At 33.2% G+C, this 14,754-nt stretch carries 18 protein-coding genes; 7 read left to right on the top strand and 11 right to left on the bottom strand.

Annotation, left to right across the window (positions count from 1 at the left end):
- Positions 1-211: 211 nt before the first annotated feature.
- From NADRNF5_RS01085 to NADRNF5_RS01075, 3 genes are all read right to left on the bottom strand, one after another.
- Positions 212-583 carry a hypothetical protein gene (locus NADRNF5_RS01085; protein ID WP_237089299.1) on the bottom strand — a complete coding sequence of 124 codons (372 nt, stop codon included), beginning with the start codon at positions 581-583 and terminating at the stop codon, positions 212-214.
- A 190-nt stretch (positions 584-773) separates the two neighbouring features.
- Positions 774-1,733 (bottom strand): YncE family protein, encoded by a 960-nt coding sequence (locus NADRNF5_RS01080; RefSeq protein WP_052661853.1) that lies wholly within the window; start codon positions 1,731-1,733, stop codon positions 774-776.
- A gap of 260 nt (positions 1,734-1,993) precedes the next feature.
- A complete protein-coding gene (locus NADRNF5_RS01075; RefSeq protein WP_048114816.1) occupies positions 1,994-2,215 on the bottom strand; it encodes a hypothetical protein in 222 nt (73 codons plus the stop codon).
- Positions 2,216-2,312: 97 nt separating this feature from the next.
- On the opposite strand from NADRNF5_RS01075, the gene NADRNF5_RS10995 reads away from it, so the two are divergent.
- The 6 genes from NADRNF5_RS10995 (at position 2,313) to NADRNF5_RS01055 (ending at position 5,533) form a co-directional block, all read left to right on the top strand.
- On the top strand, positions 2,313-2,549 hold the full coding sequence (locus NADRNF5_RS10995) for a hypothetical protein (RefSeq protein WP_148313033.1): 237 nt from the start codon (positions 2,313-2,315) through the stop codon (positions 2,547-2,549).
- A gap of 350 nt (positions 2,550-2,899) precedes the next feature.
- Positions 2,900-3,361, top strand: coding sequence for a cupredoxin domain-containing protein (locus NADRNF5_RS01070; protein WP_082051955.1), 462 nt, complete (start codon positions 2,900-2,902; stop codon positions 3,359-3,361).
- Positions 3,362-3,422: 61 nt separating this feature from the next.
- The gene (locus NADRNF5_RS01065; RefSeq protein ID WP_048114814.1) at positions 3,423-4,106 is read left to right on the top strand and encodes a DsbA family protein; all 684 of its coding nucleotides are present in this window, start codon (positions 3,423-3,425) and stop codon (positions 4,104-4,106) included.
- Between the two features lie 77 nt (positions 4,107-4,183).
- On the top strand, positions 4,184-5,179 hold the full coding sequence (locus NADRNF5_RS01060) for a cytochrome c biogenesis CcdA family protein (RefSeq protein WP_048114812.1): 996 nt from the start codon (positions 4,184-4,186) through the stop codon (positions 5,177-5,179).
- On the top strand, positions 5,176-5,316 hold the full coding sequence (locus NADRNF5_RS10800) for a YHS domain-containing protein (RefSeq protein ID WP_082051954.1): 141 nt from the start codon (positions 5,176-5,178) through the stop codon (positions 5,314-5,316). The genes NADRNF5_RS01060 and NADRNF5_RS10800 overlap by 4 nt, the downstream gene beginning before the upstream one ends.
- On the top strand, positions 5,306-5,533 hold the full coding sequence (locus tag NADRNF5_RS01055; RefSeq protein ID WP_048118661.1) for a glutaredoxin family protein: 228 nt from the start codon (positions 5,306-5,308) through the stop codon (positions 5,531-5,533). Before NADRNF5_RS10800 ends, NADRNF5_RS01055 begins: the two co-directional genes overlap by 11 nt.
- Before the next feature lies 1 nt (position 5,534).
- Here the strand turns inward: NADRNF5_RS01055 and NADRNF5_RS01050 are convergent, their stop codons facing one another.
- From NADRNF5_RS01050 to NADRNF5_RS01035, 4 genes are all read right to left on the bottom strand, one after another.
- Entirely contained in the window at positions 5,535-6,224 is a 690-nt protein-coding gene (locus NADRNF5_RS01050) for a 3D domain-containing protein (protein ID WP_148313032.1), read from the bottom strand.
- Positions 6,225-6,261: 37 nt separating this feature from the next.
- Positions 6,262-7,410, bottom strand: a complete 1,149-nt coding sequence (locus tag NADRNF5_RS01045) for a S1C family serine protease (protein WP_048114810.1) — start codon at positions 7,408-7,410, stop codon at positions 6,262-6,264.
- 49 nt (positions 7,411-7,459) lie between these two features.
- Entirely contained in the window at positions 7,460-7,897 is a 438-nt protein-coding gene (locus NADRNF5_RS01040; RefSeq protein ID WP_048118657.1) for an AsnC family transcriptional regulator, read from the bottom strand.
- 75 nt (positions 7,898-7,972) lie between these two features.
- Positions 7,973-8,770 (bottom strand): DsbA family protein, encoded by a 798-nt coding sequence (locus NADRNF5_RS01035; protein WP_052661851.1) that lies wholly within the window; start codon positions 8,768-8,770, stop codon positions 7,973-7,975.
- 274 nt (positions 8,771-9,044) lie between these two features.
- Here NADRNF5_RS01035 and NADRNF5_RS01030 point away from each other — a divergent pair, with 274 nt between their 5' ends.
- Entirely contained in the window at positions 9,045-9,509 is a 465-nt protein-coding gene (locus NADRNF5_RS01030) for a stage II sporulation protein M (protein ID WP_237089297.1), read from the top strand.
- Between the two features lie 535 nt (positions 9,510-10,044).
- Here NADRNF5_RS01030 and NADRNF5_RS01025 read toward each other — a convergent pair.
- The 4 genes from NADRNF5_RS01025 to NADRNF5_RS01010 all read right to left on the bottom strand — a co-directional run bounded on the left by NADRNF5_RS01025 (position 10,045) and on the right by NADRNF5_RS01010 (position 14,751).
- On the bottom strand, positions 10,045-11,469 hold the full coding sequence (locus NADRNF5_RS01025; RefSeq protein WP_048114808.1) for a multicopper oxidase domain-containing protein: 1,425 nt from the start codon (positions 11,467-11,469) through the stop codon (positions 10,045-10,047).
- Positions 11,470-11,696: 227 nt separating this feature from the next.
- Positions 11,697-12,293 (bottom strand): integrase repeat-containing protein, encoded by a 597-nt coding sequence (locus NADRNF5_RS01020; protein ID WP_048114806.1) that lies wholly within the window; start codon positions 12,291-12,293, stop codon positions 11,697-11,699.
- Between the two features lie 214 nt (positions 12,294-12,507).
- A complete protein-coding gene (locus NADRNF5_RS01015; protein ID WP_048114804.1) occupies positions 12,508-14,082 on the bottom strand; it encodes a hypothetical protein in 1,575 nt (524 codons plus the stop codon).
- Positions 14,083-14,751, bottom strand: a complete 669-nt coding sequence (locus NADRNF5_RS01010; RefSeq protein ID WP_048114802.1) for a hypothetical protein — start codon at positions 14,749-14,751, stop codon at positions 14,083-14,085.
- Positions 14,752-14,754 lie beyond the last annotated feature (3 nt).

The raw sequence follows: 14,754 nt of genomic DNA, 5'->3' as shown, positions 1-14,754 counted from the left end.
TTGATTGGTGTTGGAATACCTGTTGCATTAATGGTTCTAGTTCAAAGAGGAATAATTGAGACGCCTTTTACATAAAGAACAGTAAAAGTAGAACCTACAGATTATCTAGTCATATTCAGTATAAAATTCTCGGTTCTGAATTCTTAGAGGTTTGAACCATTATTGGGGATAAAATGAGATGTAAATAGGTGTGAAATTTTTAAACTCAAATCTATTCAGTTATCTTAACTTCTCTATACGTTTTTTTTACAATGACAGTTTGATCTGTTGATACTGTGACAAATTCCATTTTATTATCAGCAGGAGGAGTGAGAATTACTTTATGTAAATTGTCTAGTGTACCAATATCCAGAATATCTCCCTCACCAAAGTCTACTATAATATTTGTGAGTGGTTGAGAACCAGTGTTTTGTATTAACACTTGTCCAATAATGGGGGAATTTTGTTTATCAATTCTTGCATCCACATTAACATCATAATCAGGACTGAATACAAGTAATGTTATAGAAGGAACTCCGATAAAAACAAGAACTGTAACAATAACTGTAATAGGTACAACAAAGAAGATTTTGTATCCGTCCAATTGTTTAGTAATGAGAATTTCTGTATTTATTATCTAGACTTTACAAACGTTAAATTATCATTAATTTTGTCATTTATTGCTTCTTGTTGAATGAAAATTTGTTAATGTTCACCATTAAATCAAGTTTGGTTTGTTCTGTGCTACAGTAATTTTAAATGTGTAAATTTACTTCCATCACATAATTATTTTCTTATGGATTACCTGGTATTGCAACCCAGAATGGGACATTGCCTGTTTTTATAGAATTTATAATTTCTAATGTGTCTGTATTAATTTCTACAATTTCATTTGTTTGTGATACTGCAACATAAAGTATAGAACCATCATAATTAGTTCTTAGACCATGAGGGCCGTTCCCCACCTTAATTTGATCAATAACATCAAAGGACTGCGTATCAATAACTGTGATAACATCACTTGCAATTCCTGAAACGTATGCTCTATTACCATTAGGGGACACATCTATTCCATGATGACCCGCACTAACAGGAATTTCTGCAATGATTTGTTGATTTTCTAAATTTACAACTGCAACATCGTTTGTTGCAATCCGTGTAACATAAAGAAATTTGCCATTAGGAGAAATATCCAAATTATGTGGTAGTCCTTCTATAGGTATTGTTGAGATTAATTCAAATTTCTTAGCATCTACAATTGCAATCTTATCTTCACCCTGTAATGTTATAAATGCAAGATCACTTGAAGGGTTGAAAATTATGTTATGAGGAGTTTTACCTACAGGAATTTCAGTGTGAATTTTTCCCAAGATTAAATTAATTACAGAAATAGAATCTGATCCTTCATTTGCAACAAATGCAAAATTACCATCAGGACGGATTTTAACACCTTTTGGAGTTTTCCCAACTAGAAATGTGTCTATGCTTTCTCCTGTTTCGCCATTAAACGCAAAAACAGTATCATTTGCACTACTTGTTGCAAGAACCAAAAGACCGTTTTTGATTGCAGAAACATATGTCATTTTTTCACCTGCAATCCAATTATTTTCATTCGGGATAGAATTTACAGTGTTATCTCCTTGTAATGTAAAAAATATTTTTTCAGGCTTCTCATCTAAATTATTTTGCAAATAAAGCATTCCTACAATACCGATTAAAATTATTCCAATAGTTACACCAAGCATAGATTTCATTTATTCTAGTTTAATGTGAATACATGTACATAAAATTCATTTGAATGATTTTACAAATGTAAAGTCTTGAATTTAATAATCTCAAACTAACTTTTTCAAATGTAAAGATCCCAATCTAAGTATATCATACTCTTAAATCAAACAATGCTGAAATATCAGACCAGTGTAAAGAGATACAAAAAATTCAAAAGTATTTGGAAGTAGGTGATAATGAGATAAAATAATTAACATCCCTTTCCAAGTTTTTTAATTTATAATTTCTATCTAGATAAAATGCCATTAACAAAATCAACTATTGAAAATACTACTTGCTCAAATCTATGTATTAGAAAATTTTCTTGGAGTCCTTTATCTCCTATTTCATGAGAATGAGAGTCCATTAGATCTATGGTTGCATGAGGATGTGCCTCTGCTGAAGAAACTATCCCCATTGCAAAAATAAAAACAATCAAAATTCCAAACATTGTAAGAGATTTCAACATTTTCTTTTTATTTCAGTATCATTTTAATTTTTCAACATATCTTATACAAATAGAGAAACTTACAACTGTAAAGTCCAGTTGTTAAATATCTACAAAAATGTTGAACAATAAGATGACAAATGTGTGTAAAGGAGTATGTATCAAATACAAAGCTGTAGGATACAAAGGTAAACACAGATACAATATTGGACAGAAGAGATGTCCAGTATGTGAAGAATTTCTAAAATATCTCGGTATCCGGTGTCCTTGCTGTAGTGTAAAACTAAGAACCACACCTAGAGGTAATAAGGCCAGAAAAGAAATTCAGAGTGAAAGAAATTGTGTGTGGTATTAATTCTGAAGTCGGTTTACAGTAACTTCAAAAATTTCACTTAATCCCGCCTTTAACTAAATGTGTCAACAATAAATTGAAAAATATTAAAGACATGTATTTTACAAAGATAAAATCTAAAGAAAATAGATTTGAAGGGAGATCCCTTCTAGGATAAGGATCAAAAATCCCTTCAAAATTTATTTGCTCAATAACATGTTGAATCGAACTCAAAGTTATCGAGCATATATTGTGTAAATCAAAAAGATACTTAACGAATATAGTTTACATTTGTAAGAAAAAATCATTATTGGAAATAATTTTTACAATTGTAAAGTATTTACATTAAATATGTAAATTCATCAAATTTGATATTGGGTACTCCAACATCTAGTCATGCATACGGAATAGGAATGCTTGCATTAATTATTGGTATGTCTGCAACTTTAGTGTTTTACACATCATTTTACCTTCCTGAATCTTTGGCAAAACCATCTGTGTCTGAACATATTTTGAATCCCGAAGATGAATTTATCATTGAAATTGTTCCTGGTGCTGTAATTGAAGGAAATGAAAACTATGTTCCAAACAAACCTACTGTTTTATTGGGATTCACAAACAAAGTGATTTGGCAGAATAATGATGATACTGCTCATACTGTAACTCCTGATCATCGTCAAGCTGACGGATATAGCGGAGACTTTGGATCTACAGGTGTATTAAAACCAGGTGATACATACGAATTTCTATTTACTGAAGAGCAAGTAATTCCTTATCACTGCCAACCACATCCATGGATGACAGGAACAATTACTGTTGAAAAGAGTAGGTTCTAGTATCTTTGTCATTTGTAAAGTACAGGGATTAAGTATGTTCAATTTTTAAAATATTGCAAACATGAAAAAGAGTAAGAAAAGCAAACCTAAGCAAATTATATTTGCTGCAAGTATTGTAGTTGTTTTAGTAACACTTGTATTATTTTATCAAATACCTACAAATTCAGAATCCATCAATCTTGATATGAATAGACAAATTGGTACTGTTGATACCTCGCTTGGTTCACCAATTATGGGTTCCTCTAATGCACCAATCACCATAATTGAATTTGGGGATTATCAATGTCCTAATTGTAAGAAATGGTTTCTAAATACAAAACCCGACATTGTAACTAATTACATTGAAACAGGAAAAGCAAAACTGGTTTTTGTAGATATTGCTTTCTTAGGCAAAGATTCGGTTCCTGCATCAATAGCAACTTACTGTGCAGAAGAACAAGAAAAATACTGGGATTATCATGGATTTCTGTATTCAAATCAATTATCAATTGACAGTGGCTGGGCAAACTCAGACAGCCTAAAAGGATACGCCTACAATTTAGGATTAGATATGGATTTGTTTGTAAATTGCCTAGATTCGGCAAAATATCAAAAACGTGTGCAATTTAACACAAATGAGGCACAGGAAAATGGAGTAACAGGCACTCCTACATTTTTCATTGTTGGCCCTGATGGCATTCAAGAGAAAATTGTGGGACCACAGCCATATCCAGTATTTGAGAAAGTAATTGAATCCATGTCATAATCAAAATCAGGTATTTGATTAGTGCCTTACATTTGTAAAGTCCACTAATTAAGTATCAAAATAAAACAGTATGAGGTATGTCTTCAGTTGTAATTGCAAAAAAATCAATGGTAATTATTTCATTTATTTTATTTTCATTAATTTTTCTTGGAATAATTTTTTCGCTTGGAACAAGTTTTACAATTGAAGGAAAAGAGCATACAACATATCTTTCATGGATTGTTATTGCATATGTTGCAGGTCTATCAATGATTGTTCTACCATGTACATTACCCCTTGTTTTCATTATTGTTCCACTAAGTATGGGTCAAGGTTACAAGAAAGGTTTGAGTATGGCACTACTTTTTGGTGTAGGTCTAACAATTACAATAGCAGCTTATGGAATGGCAATTGCAGCAATTGGGCAGAGTGCATCATTAGATCAAGCATCAACTGTAATGTTTTTGATTGCAGGAATAGCAGCCTTTGTTTTTGGTTTATCTCAACTAAAAATAATTTCTCTTAGACTGCCGTCATATTCAGGAACACCAAAGTTCATACAGAATCGTGGAGAATATACAAAATCATTTTTCATGGGATTGTTACTTGGAAATGCAGGAGTTGGTTGTCCCAATCCATTATTTTATTGGCTTTTGATTTACATTGCAGGGACTGGAAGTATAGAGGTAGGTGCATCATTAGGGGTTGTGCATGGAGTAGGAAGAGCAATTCCTTTGATTTTGATGTCAGTTCTTGCAGTAATTGGAATCAATGCAACAAAGAGCCTTACCCTCAAAAGAGAATCAATTGAAAGGGCTTCTGGATGGATGCTGATCGTTATTGGTGCCTTTTTGATAATTAATGGTCTTCCAGAAGGTCATGAATGGTATGAGGAGACATTTATCCATAAGGGATGGAATAGCATAATTGAAATGACTCCTATTCCATCAGAGTTTGAGATGGATGAGCATGATCATGAGCACGGACATGTTAAGGGAGACTTCAAAATATTTTATGGTGCTTTGTTGGCAGTTTTGATCCTTAGTCCACTTTTTGTACGGTCAGTCAGAAGAATAAGAGGAGTGAATGCATGAAAGATCCTGTATGTGGAATGGAAATGGGGGAGAAAGGTGAAGTATTTTCTTACAAAGGAAAGGAATATCGATTCTGTTGTGCTAGTTGCAGATGGGCATTTGAAAACAACCCAGAGCATTTTGAAAATGAGTCATAAAATCGAAATTCTAACAACACCTTCTTGTGGTAATTGTAAAGTTGTTGAAACAATGTTAGATGAAATGAAAGTATCTTATGATGTAATTGACATTACAGAAAAACCCGAATATTTGGAAAAATATCCAATATTTACTGCACCTGGAATTGTAATTGATGATAAACTGGAATTCATAGGGATTCCAAAAAAACAAGAATTGTTCGAAAGACTATCATAAACTATTTGCATACTTTGTTATCATAACCAGTAACACGAAAAGTTTCATTTTCGGCTAGTTTTCCTTCTCCTGTAAACAAATCAATATGTTTTCCTTTGATTGCAGGTCCTTCATCTGCAGAAATAAGAATGATTTCGTTCCACGGTTCTGGGAGTGTAGAGATTATTAATTCAGTTTCCCTATCTATTATGGTATTATCAACAGCTATCATACCTGCAACAAGTGGTTGTCCATTTTGATCTAATGCAGTTTCATTTATGTGAAAGGAATTATCATACCAACCTAAATAATCTCCAGATAATGTTTTCCCCCAACCTTCTATCTGTATTGCATCAACAAAATCTTGTCGAAATTCTCGTTGTGTTTCACCAATGTTGATTATGATAAATTCATCAGAATAATCTTTCTCTACGGGTACAAAATACCCCGTTACATACCAGCCATCAGTACAAGATACAAATCGTTGGGCATCTTGGTTTTGCATCATACTAAGTAAAAAGTTGGTTTTAACATCATAGGATTTATGCAAAATGAGATCAACTATATTTTGTTTTTCTAGATAGTTTAGCACGGTAGTAAATTCATCATCAGAAATTTTTTCTTCAATCCAAAAATCATGTACTGTATAAACCCATTCAGGAATACTTACAGTTTCAGCATTTGCAATGCTAAAGTTTACAATTAAAGCCATGAAAAAAAATATTACAAAATACTTGAATGCCAAAATATTATGATTCAGGTCTTTCTTCAAGTGTCAAAGTTATATTAATTGATTTTCCGTCTCGCAGTATTCCAAGGTTTAATGCATCACCAACATTTTTCTCACGTTGTAAATGAGTCAAAATATCATCAATCTTTCGTACTTCTTTTCCATCAATTGACAATACAATGTCTCCACCTATGATATACTCCATTCCATCTGCAGTAGCAGTTTGTGATGAACCTCTAAGATTTGCTTTATCTGCAGGGCTATCTTTTACTACAGTCATAATTAAAACTCCTTTTGCATCTTGTAGATTCAATAGTTCTGCAAGATCAGGAGTAATGTTTGCACTAGATATTCCAACCCAGGGATGTTGAAACTCTCCTTCTTTAATCAATACAGGTACTATTTTTAAAATAACATTTGATGGAATAGAGAAACCTACACCTGAAAAACTACCATCATTGGAATAGATTGCAGTATTAACCCCGACTATTTCTCCTTTCATGTTAAGTAATGGCCCTCCAGAATTTCCAGGGTTAATCGCAGTATCTGTTTGGATTACATCAGGAATTGAAAACCCAGCGCCTGATGGAAGTAACCTTCCTAATTGACTCACAATTCCTGAAGTCATTGAACCGGATAACCCAAATGGATTACCAATTGCTGCTATCTGCTCCCCTACCTTGAGTTTTGATGAATCTCCTATTGGAATTGGATAGAGTTTTTTAGAATTCACATCTATTTTGATTACTGCAATATCAGCATAAGGATCTGTACCTATAATTTCTGCACGATATGAAGTTCCATCAATAAAAGTCACATCAATTTTTTTAGTATCTTTTACCACATGATTGTTTGTAATGATATGACCTTCTTTATCAAAGATAAATCCAGAACCAACACTGTTTGTATTACCACCAGAAGTAGATGTTTTTGTTACAGTAATACTCACTACACCAAATTCTGAACTTTCAAAGATTTCAATAAGGGAAAGATTTTTTGAGGAATCAATTGTAGTTTGTAGATTCTCAGAGGAGTAGGAATTGTCTTGTGCCAAAACTGGCGACAGAAACACGACGGATATTCCAGACAGCAAAACAATACTAAACACTACTCCTCCAAGCAAAATCTTTGAACTGTTATTAATCGAATAAGACAATCTAATACACATAGATTGTAAATTATGAGATAGATAACAATGGTATTTTACATTTGTAAAATCAGTTTTTTTCTTTATCTTTTTCTATAATTGATTGAATTCGTCCTTTGTTTTTTTCCTTGTACTGAGTTTTACAGGTATTACAACAGAAAAATCTCTCAAAATTTGCAAATTTGTAAACATGAGGTTTGTCCCCTATAGGACCATCACATAAATCGCATTTCATAGTTACAGACATTCCTGATTTTAAATCTACATCATGAGACTCATGACAATCACATGTTTGGAGTTGTTTCTTTTGTCCATCTATAACATTAGAAGAATCAATTACAGGAGAAACTGATTTTATTAATCCTATATTGAGTAATCTTTGATATCTAGCTTGTACTGTAGGAGTGCTTATGTTAAGTTCTCTTGCAATCTGTCTAAATGATTTCCTCCCATCTTGTTGTAGAGATGTCACAATGCCAATATCTACGTCATCTAATTCATGTGGCATGAGAATCTTTACCATCTCTAGATATTTATGAACTTGACTTTACATTTGTAAAGTCAAATAGGTGTGATTCCATGATTATTGATCAAGCTGTCCATCTATGACTCTTTGAAATGTAGAATATGGTTGTGCGCCTGAAATATGTGTAAATCCAATTTTTTCATTTCCAACAAAGAATGCAGGAGTTCCAGTAACACCATATGCACGACCATCATTAAGATCATTTGTAATCTCATTAAGATATTTTCCAGAATCTAGGCATGAGTCAAAAGCATTTTCATCAAGTCCCAAATTAGATGCATATTGTTTGAAGAGGGCTACAGATTGCAGAATTTCTAGATCTTGCCATATTCTCTGATTTTTGAAGATCTCATCATGCATCTCCCAGAATTTTCCTTGATCATCAGCACATTCTGATGCAAGTGCAGCAGGAATCGCATTTGGATGAATACTCTGGATTGGAAAGTCTCGGTACACAAAATTTACCTTTCCTGTGGAAATATAGTTTTGTTCTAGTTGCGGAAGGGTTGTTTCATGAAACTTTGCACAGAATGGGCATTGAAAGTCAGAAAATTCAATAATACTAATTGATGCGTCAGGGTTTCCTTTCATAGGATCATCATCAATTGAGATATTTCTAATAATTTGAGGTCCAAGCTGTTCTTGTGAAGTTGGTTTTGCTTGAGATGTTGGAACGGCTTCTCTAACAATGACTTCTTTTGGTTCTGCTGTTTCTCCCCCAACTACATAGCCACCTAAAAATGCAGAAACAACAGCTGCTGCTACAATTGCCATAATTAGTCGATTAAACGTTGACTTGTTTACAATAATTTGGTTATCTGATTTTTTATCTTCAATAAATTCAAAATCTTTCACACAATAGGCAATTTCTCAAGAAATATAATTACAGTACTTTACAATTGTAAAGTTTTTTTGATTAAGAATAATGTTCCAACAGTATTCATCTCATCATTTTATTGTTGTACTAATTTTATACGGAAATGATTTCAAAAAAATAGATTTTATTCAAACATCTCATCAACATAAACATCTAATACAATCAACTGAGAACTACAATATGAATAAAATAAGAATAATTTTATTTTTTATTTTTCTAGGGATTTTTTCCGTCACATATCAAATTGGCTCAATGTCAGATGTAAGTGAAGATGAAGCAAATATCTTCATGGATGAATTCGAAGAACTTGTTTCAAATATTGATGCATTTGGAATTTTTGTACATAATACGACAATTGCTCTACCAATGTTTATTCCAGGATTTGGAGTTGCATGGGGGCTCTTCTCTTCATGGTCAACGGGATTTGCCTTTGCTGCAATATCTGCCACTACACCTGAATTAGAAAGCATTCCACCGCTTTCAATTCTTTTCTTATCCCCCTTTGGATTAATGGAACTTGTTGCATATTCAATGGGAATCTCTAGAAGCTTTATTCTGATTAGAGTAATTTTTAAAAAAATTAATCTCATTCCACTTATCAAACCAACGGCAATAGAAATTGGAATTATGCTAGCACTTCTTTTGGCAGGAGGATATATTGAATTTTACATGTTAGAATTTGCTCAAGAACAAAGTCTTGAGATGTCAGGTTTTTAATTTTTTAGAGTATGAATTTAAGATTGAAAAACAAGAATTAGTTAACGAGATTTTATTTCTGATGAATTTTGGTAGTGTTACTTGTTAAATTTACCAAATCTCTAATTCTTTTGTCAAATACTAAACACGAATGCTACAATGATAAAATGAAGATCAGTATTAGAAATCTTTACAAATATTAATCATTAATATAATTAAAGTTGAAACTTCAATCCAACACAAAAATTTCAATAATAGTGATTATATCTGCAATAGTTTCATATTTTTTATTAGTTAATAGACCTTAATTTACAATTAATGATTGATATGTATGGAAAAAAGGAGAAGATTTTTGTAATTGGTGTTTTAGGCATAGTATCAATGTAATATCCACAATATTTCTAACATAATTAATCAAAAGAAATTCTTTAATGAAATGAAATAGGATAGGATGAAGATTATAACTATAAAACACACCAATTAGAAAATACTTGAAACAATACTAAACATAGTATCTACTAACAGTAAAATAAAAAGAAAAAAAGATGTTAAAAGATCAAGAAGTAAGGATTTCTGCTACTACAGGAATTACTTCCCATAATGCGACATAATCGCCACTTGCTTGCATTTCAGAAGCTACTTCATCAGTGTATAAACCGTGAATGTTTAGTGCAGGATGAGCAATACTGTTCTTTCCCATTGGTGGGACAGCATCACTTGGATTGCCTAAAGCATATGCATAAGATGCTACTGGTGCTGGGATAACTCCTTTCTCAACTAGAACTGGGTTCAAGCCGAATGGGTCACCTGCTACAAAGACTGTAGCTGCGCCAGTGTAAATTGCTGCATAATCATGGTTTACTGCTGCATATGCACCTGGTTCATCAAAGACCAAATCAACAATTGCATTCTGTGAACCGCCAATCAACCATGTTTCAGTTGCTGCGGATTGTACTCTGTTACCTTGAACTACTCTGTCCAAGATTTCTCCAACAATGTGGAAAAATACTGGTTCATTACCGGAGTTTTCGATAAAGAGTCTCACGTGTTGATCATTTTCAACAAACAAGAGTTGTGATTGGTATTGCTTGTGTTCAATTCCATTCCATGGTTGTGCAACAAAGATGTTCTTGTTTACATCGCCATTGACGAGTAAGTTATGAGCCATGTTTGGTACATAACCGAATTGCATTCCGTTAACAACTGTTGCAGTGTTATGATGCTTGAACATTGCTCCGGCATCATAGTTGCCTTCAGGTGTTAGATACAATTGGTTGTATTGGAGTTGGAACTCTAATGCATCTGCACTATAGAACTTTCTGTCTAGCGATACTTCACCGCTACCATCAACTTTGGTTTTCTCAACCATTAATTTCTTGTATCCATCAACAGGATCAACGATTGCAATTCCGTACATGCCGGAAAGTACGTGTTGGTCCATGCCAATTAATTTGACACCAGAACAATGGTATTTGAAGACACCAGCTGCTTCTGCGATGTAACAATACTGTGCTGTTTCGCCAGGATTGACAGACTCAAAAGCGCTTGCAGAAATTTGTGATGCGTGCATGTCGTTACCGTGTCCAGTAACTTCATCGTCTGGAATTGTAAGTGTCATTTTTACAACATCACCTTGTGTAACTCTTAGTGTTGGTCCTGGGACTTGTCCACTAAAGGTCATGGCGTTGAAAGTTTTTCCTCCCATAACTGGAAGTTCAACACTTTCACCAGTCAAGTCAAACTCGACTACTGTTCTACCAGAACTTTCTAGAACACCACAATCAGTTTCTGCGAATGCTTGAGGCATTACAAGCTGTAAACCGCCCATTTGCATAATTTGGTCCATGACATCAACATCCATTTTAGATGCGTCAAGAGATTGACCAGCAATCTGGGTTTGTGTGTATGTGCTTCCGAATAGAGTTGCACCCATTACAGCTACTGCTGCAATTGTAAAGAGTGTGCTTATTCTTCTATTCATTATGCACCGGTGACTACGATTCCTATATAATAATTCCTCTTTAGGCAATGGTTTCATCAAATTTTTCAAAATAATACATTGTTTTTTCATCAATATTTTGGTGGATCTGCTTAAAGTACCAATTTGACTTGTCAATTGACAAGAAAATTAGATCTAGTACATCACAGAAATATTGAATCAATTGAGATTTCTAGATATTTTCTACACAAACCCGGACTTTTTTTATTTTAAGAATTTTTTTGTAGGGATTTCTTTTTAGTTCCAAGCCAGTCAGACCATCCAATCCATCCTTTGTTTTGATAGGTTCTATTTGGAGTACTTGGAATGTCTACAGGAAAATTAGAGGTTTTAGAATATTGAACCCATTGAAGATGATTTTTCAATTTTAAATTCCTTGCAAAAATTCTAGCCTGTTTAAAAGATCGGAATTTTTTGTTTTGTGGTGCTATAGTGTATGTACCTAACCAATCTCCAAATCCTTTCCATTCATTTGTATAATATTGTCTTGGCACAGAAGGGATATCGCTAGGTTTTTTGTTTGATTTGCAAAAATCTAACCAGTCATAATAAGTTCTTAAATTAAGTGAATGAACAAATTTTCTTGCTTTTTTAAAAGTTCGGAATTTTTTATTTTGTGGTGCTATAGTGTATGTACCTAACCAATCCCCCAACCCTTTCCATTCATTTGTATAATATTGTCTTGGCACAGAAGGGATGTCGCTAGGTTTTTTGTTTGATTTGCAAAATAAAATCCATTCTCGTTCATTTTTTAATTGTAAACTTTGTACATAGTCCCGTGCATGTTTGAAAGATCTGAATTTCATAGTCTTTTATTTACTACAACATCACAACATAATTTGTCTTACTTTATTTTCCCAATACATAACATTCAGGGCATTTCATGTAAACTCCACATACAAGACATTGTTTTGGATTATCATCATATCTTGTTTTTTTGTCATTGAAATTCTTTACTTAAAACCGTTCTAGAACACCTTTACAAAAATTCATATCAATTACGCCATATTTTCGTACAAATCAACTTATGACAATAATGCCATTTTTGATCAAATATTGAATACCTTGAACAAATGCTTCATCATCTATTTGTCCATCTGCCCACCATCCAGCATTGTTCTTAATCCAAGAAGGAATATCACTAGAGTTTGATTCTTGGGGAATAGTATCTGGAACTTGTAAGATGTTTTGTTTAATTAGAAATTGTATTCCTTGAACAAATGTCTCATCATCAATGGAATCTTCAGCCCACCAACTGGCATTGTTCTTAATCCAAGTTGGAATGTCAGAATCAAAGATTTTAGATTCTTGTAAGTTCGATGAAGGTTCAATCACTATGATAAAATTTCCCTTTGAGAGAGAGTTACCATCAATGTTTGAAAAAAACAGATTTGCAGTTCCAGAGTGTTCTGGATCAAATGTTATAGTATGTGAATTAGGAGTATCAGAATTTACATTTCCAGTAAGACGCTTTTTATAAATTTCCGAGTCGTTTTGAATTACTGTAAGATCATATTCTGCAAGTTTTTTAGTTTTATCACTGAATAATTCTTGAAAATCAACAAAAAATGTTACTTCTTCGCCTGCTCTAATAATTTCAGGTTCCCAAGACAAGAATACTTTGAATCTAATATCAGGAGTTGTAAACTCTAATGGAAACTGGACTTTGTCACTTGTCTCCAGTCTAAAATCTATTTGAGAATCAGATTTTTTAGTTGCCTCATCCTTAATCTGTTTGATTAGTTCACGATTAATCACCATGTGAACAGTTCTATCATCAAATGAATAGTCATCAATAGTTACAACATCTTCAGGCAGTAAAATTCCATTAGCATAAGAATTGTATTTTGTAGATAGAAATTCCCCAAAGGTGTTTGGAACTCTGATTTCTTCGTGAACCACACTTAGTTGTTCCAAGTCTTGATTCCAATCAAAGGGCATTGAGAAGCTCATTTGGTTTGAATTAAAATCAAAATTCTTTATTGTATCAAAATATGAGATAATTTGCACATCATGAGACTGATTTTTAGAGTCAGTCGCTTCAAAGGATTTCACATCTGCAAGACTGATTGCGCCTTCCAATTCCACTCTTACATCTAAGATATTCGTATCAGAATCAACAGTTAGTACCTCAACTTTATACTCATAAAGGCCACCCGAAGTAAAAATAGGTCCAGTAAGAGTAAGAGGTTGATCATTTCCTTTCATCCAACCTCCTAACAGTGGTTCTTGGACTCCTTTTACATCGATATTTTCTGAATCATTGGAAATAACACGAAAGTTGAGATTTCCAAATTCATCATGAAACATATATCTGAAAATTCTCTCTCCGTCTTTTTTTAATTCCAAAACGAATGTGACGTGTTCTATTATTGCTTCAGTTTTTGAATCAAATAACTTCAATGTAATAAAATTCTCAGAAACTTTTGGATCAAATGTAGAAGGAGAAATGTCTATTGAAAGCGTTGCATCTCTATCTCCAATAGTAGTTGGAGGATGCATCTCGCCTCCTAACCCATGTCCAAATGCTAAATTTGCAGAAAATCCTAAACAAATAATTAGAAAGATTGCTGTAAGTGGAATGGAATATCTCATCTAGATTACCTCAAATGAATCCATTATTTGTTTAAAGTCATCTTTTTGATCAGAGTCAAGCGATTGAGGAGATGTCCCAGAATATTGTAGCATATACAATCTATTGTCTTTTAGAAATAACATCTGTTCTCCATATTGATTAGTGCGATCAGATACCTCTACTGCAAAAAGTGCCCAATCATTTTGGGGAGAAACTTGTTCAAAAGGAATTATCGCATTTTTGGATTCCATTAGAGCAATTTGATTATCAATATAAGCATGAAGTGAGAAATTTTCTTGTCGTATATCAAAAACTGTCACCATGAATCGTCTGTCATGATTTTGTTCTACATATACTCCATCAAGAAACCCCTTAGTCTTCAATGAGACCAACTCATCTGAATTTAGATCATCTAGTACGGAGTGAATTTCCCAGATATCATTTGGTTTTGATATTTGAAATCCTAGTTGTGAATCCTGATAGACGTTTACAGAAAACAAGTCCACTTTTTGTGGATCAAACAAAGTTATCTCACCAAATCCAGAAACTGCTATTTGTGTGCCTAAAATTACATTATTTTGAGAATCCGCAAGGTTTGAAAGATCCCACATAGCCATCCATGATACCCCACATATTATAGAAACAATCAATGCACATCTGACAAGTCGACGTTCAGTGTTTAGTTCCATGAT

Origin of the sequence: Nitrosopumilus adriaticus (genome assembly GCF_000956175.1) — an archaeon.
Classification (GTDB): Archaea; Thermoproteota; Nitrososphaeria; order Nitrososphaerales; family Nitrosopumilaceae; genus Nitrosopumilus; species Nitrosopumilus adriaticus.
This window is presented reverse-complemented; position numbering and strand designations above follow the sequence as displayed.

What these genes read in the sequence shown, in the direction of transcription:
- NADRNF5_RS01080 (WP_052661853.1), bottom strand. Translation starts at nt 1,733, where the DNA reads ATGAAATCTATGCTTGGTGTAACTATTGGAATAATTTTAATCGGTATT.
- NADRNF5_RS01075 (WP_048114816.1), bottom strand. Translation starts at nt 2,215, where the DNA reads ATGTTGAAATCTCTTACAATGTTTGGAATTTTGATTGTTTTTATTTTT.
- NADRNF5_RS10995 (WP_148313033.1), top strand. Translation starts at nt 2,313, where the DNA reads ATGTTGAACAATAAGATGACAAATGTGTGTAAAGGAGTATGTATCAAA.
- NADRNF5_RS01065 (WP_048114814.1), top strand. Translation starts at nt 3,423, where the DNA reads ATGAAAAAGAGTAAGAAAAGCAAACCTAAGCAAATTATATTTGCTGCA.
- NADRNF5_RS01060 (WP_048114812.1), top strand. Translation starts at nt 4,184, where the DNA reads ATGTCTTCAGTTGTAATTGCAAAAAAATCAATGGTAATTATTTCATTT.
- NADRNF5_RS10800 (WP_082051954.1), top strand. Translation starts at nt 5,176, where the DNA reads ATGAAAGATCCTGTATGTGGAATGGAAATGGGGGAGAAAGGTGAAGTA.
- NADRNF5_RS01055 (WP_048118661.1), top strand. Translation starts at nt 5,306, where the DNA reads ATGAGTCATAAAATCGAAATTCTAACAACACCTTCTTGTGGTAATTGT.
- NADRNF5_RS01050 (WP_148313032.1), bottom strand. Translation starts at nt 6,224, where the DNA reads ATGGCTTTAATTGTAAACTTTAGCATTGCAAATGCTGAAACTGTAAGT.
- NADRNF5_RS01045 (WP_048114810.1), bottom strand. Translation starts at nt 7,410, where the DNA reads ATGTGTATTAGATTGTCTTATTCGATTAATAACAGTTCAAAGATTTTG.
- NADRNF5_RS01040 (WP_048118657.1), bottom strand. Translation starts at nt 7,897, where the DNA reads ATGCCACATGAATTAGATGACGTAGATATTGGCATTGTGACATCTCTA.
- NADRNF5_RS01030 (WP_237089297.1), top strand. Translation starts at nt 9,045, where the DNA reads ATGTCAGATGTAAGTGAAGATGAAGCAAATATCTTCATGGATGAATTC.
- NADRNF5_RS01025 (WP_048114808.1), bottom strand. Translation starts at nt 11,469, where the DNA reads ATGAATAGAAGAATAAGCACACTCTTTACAATTGCAGCAGTAGCTGTA.
- NADRNF5_RS01020 (WP_048114806.1), bottom strand. Translation starts at nt 12,293, where the DNA reads ATGAAATTCAGATCTTTCAAACATGCACGGGACTATGTACAAAGTTTA.
- NADRNF5_RS01015 (WP_048114804.1), bottom strand. Translation starts at nt 14,082, where the DNA reads ATGAGATATTCCATTCCACTTACAGCAATCTTTCTAATTATTTGTTTA.
- NADRNF5_RS01010 (WP_048114802.1), bottom strand. Translation starts at nt 14,751, where the DNA reads ATGGAACTAAACACTGAACGTCGACTTGTCAGATGTGCATTGATTGTT.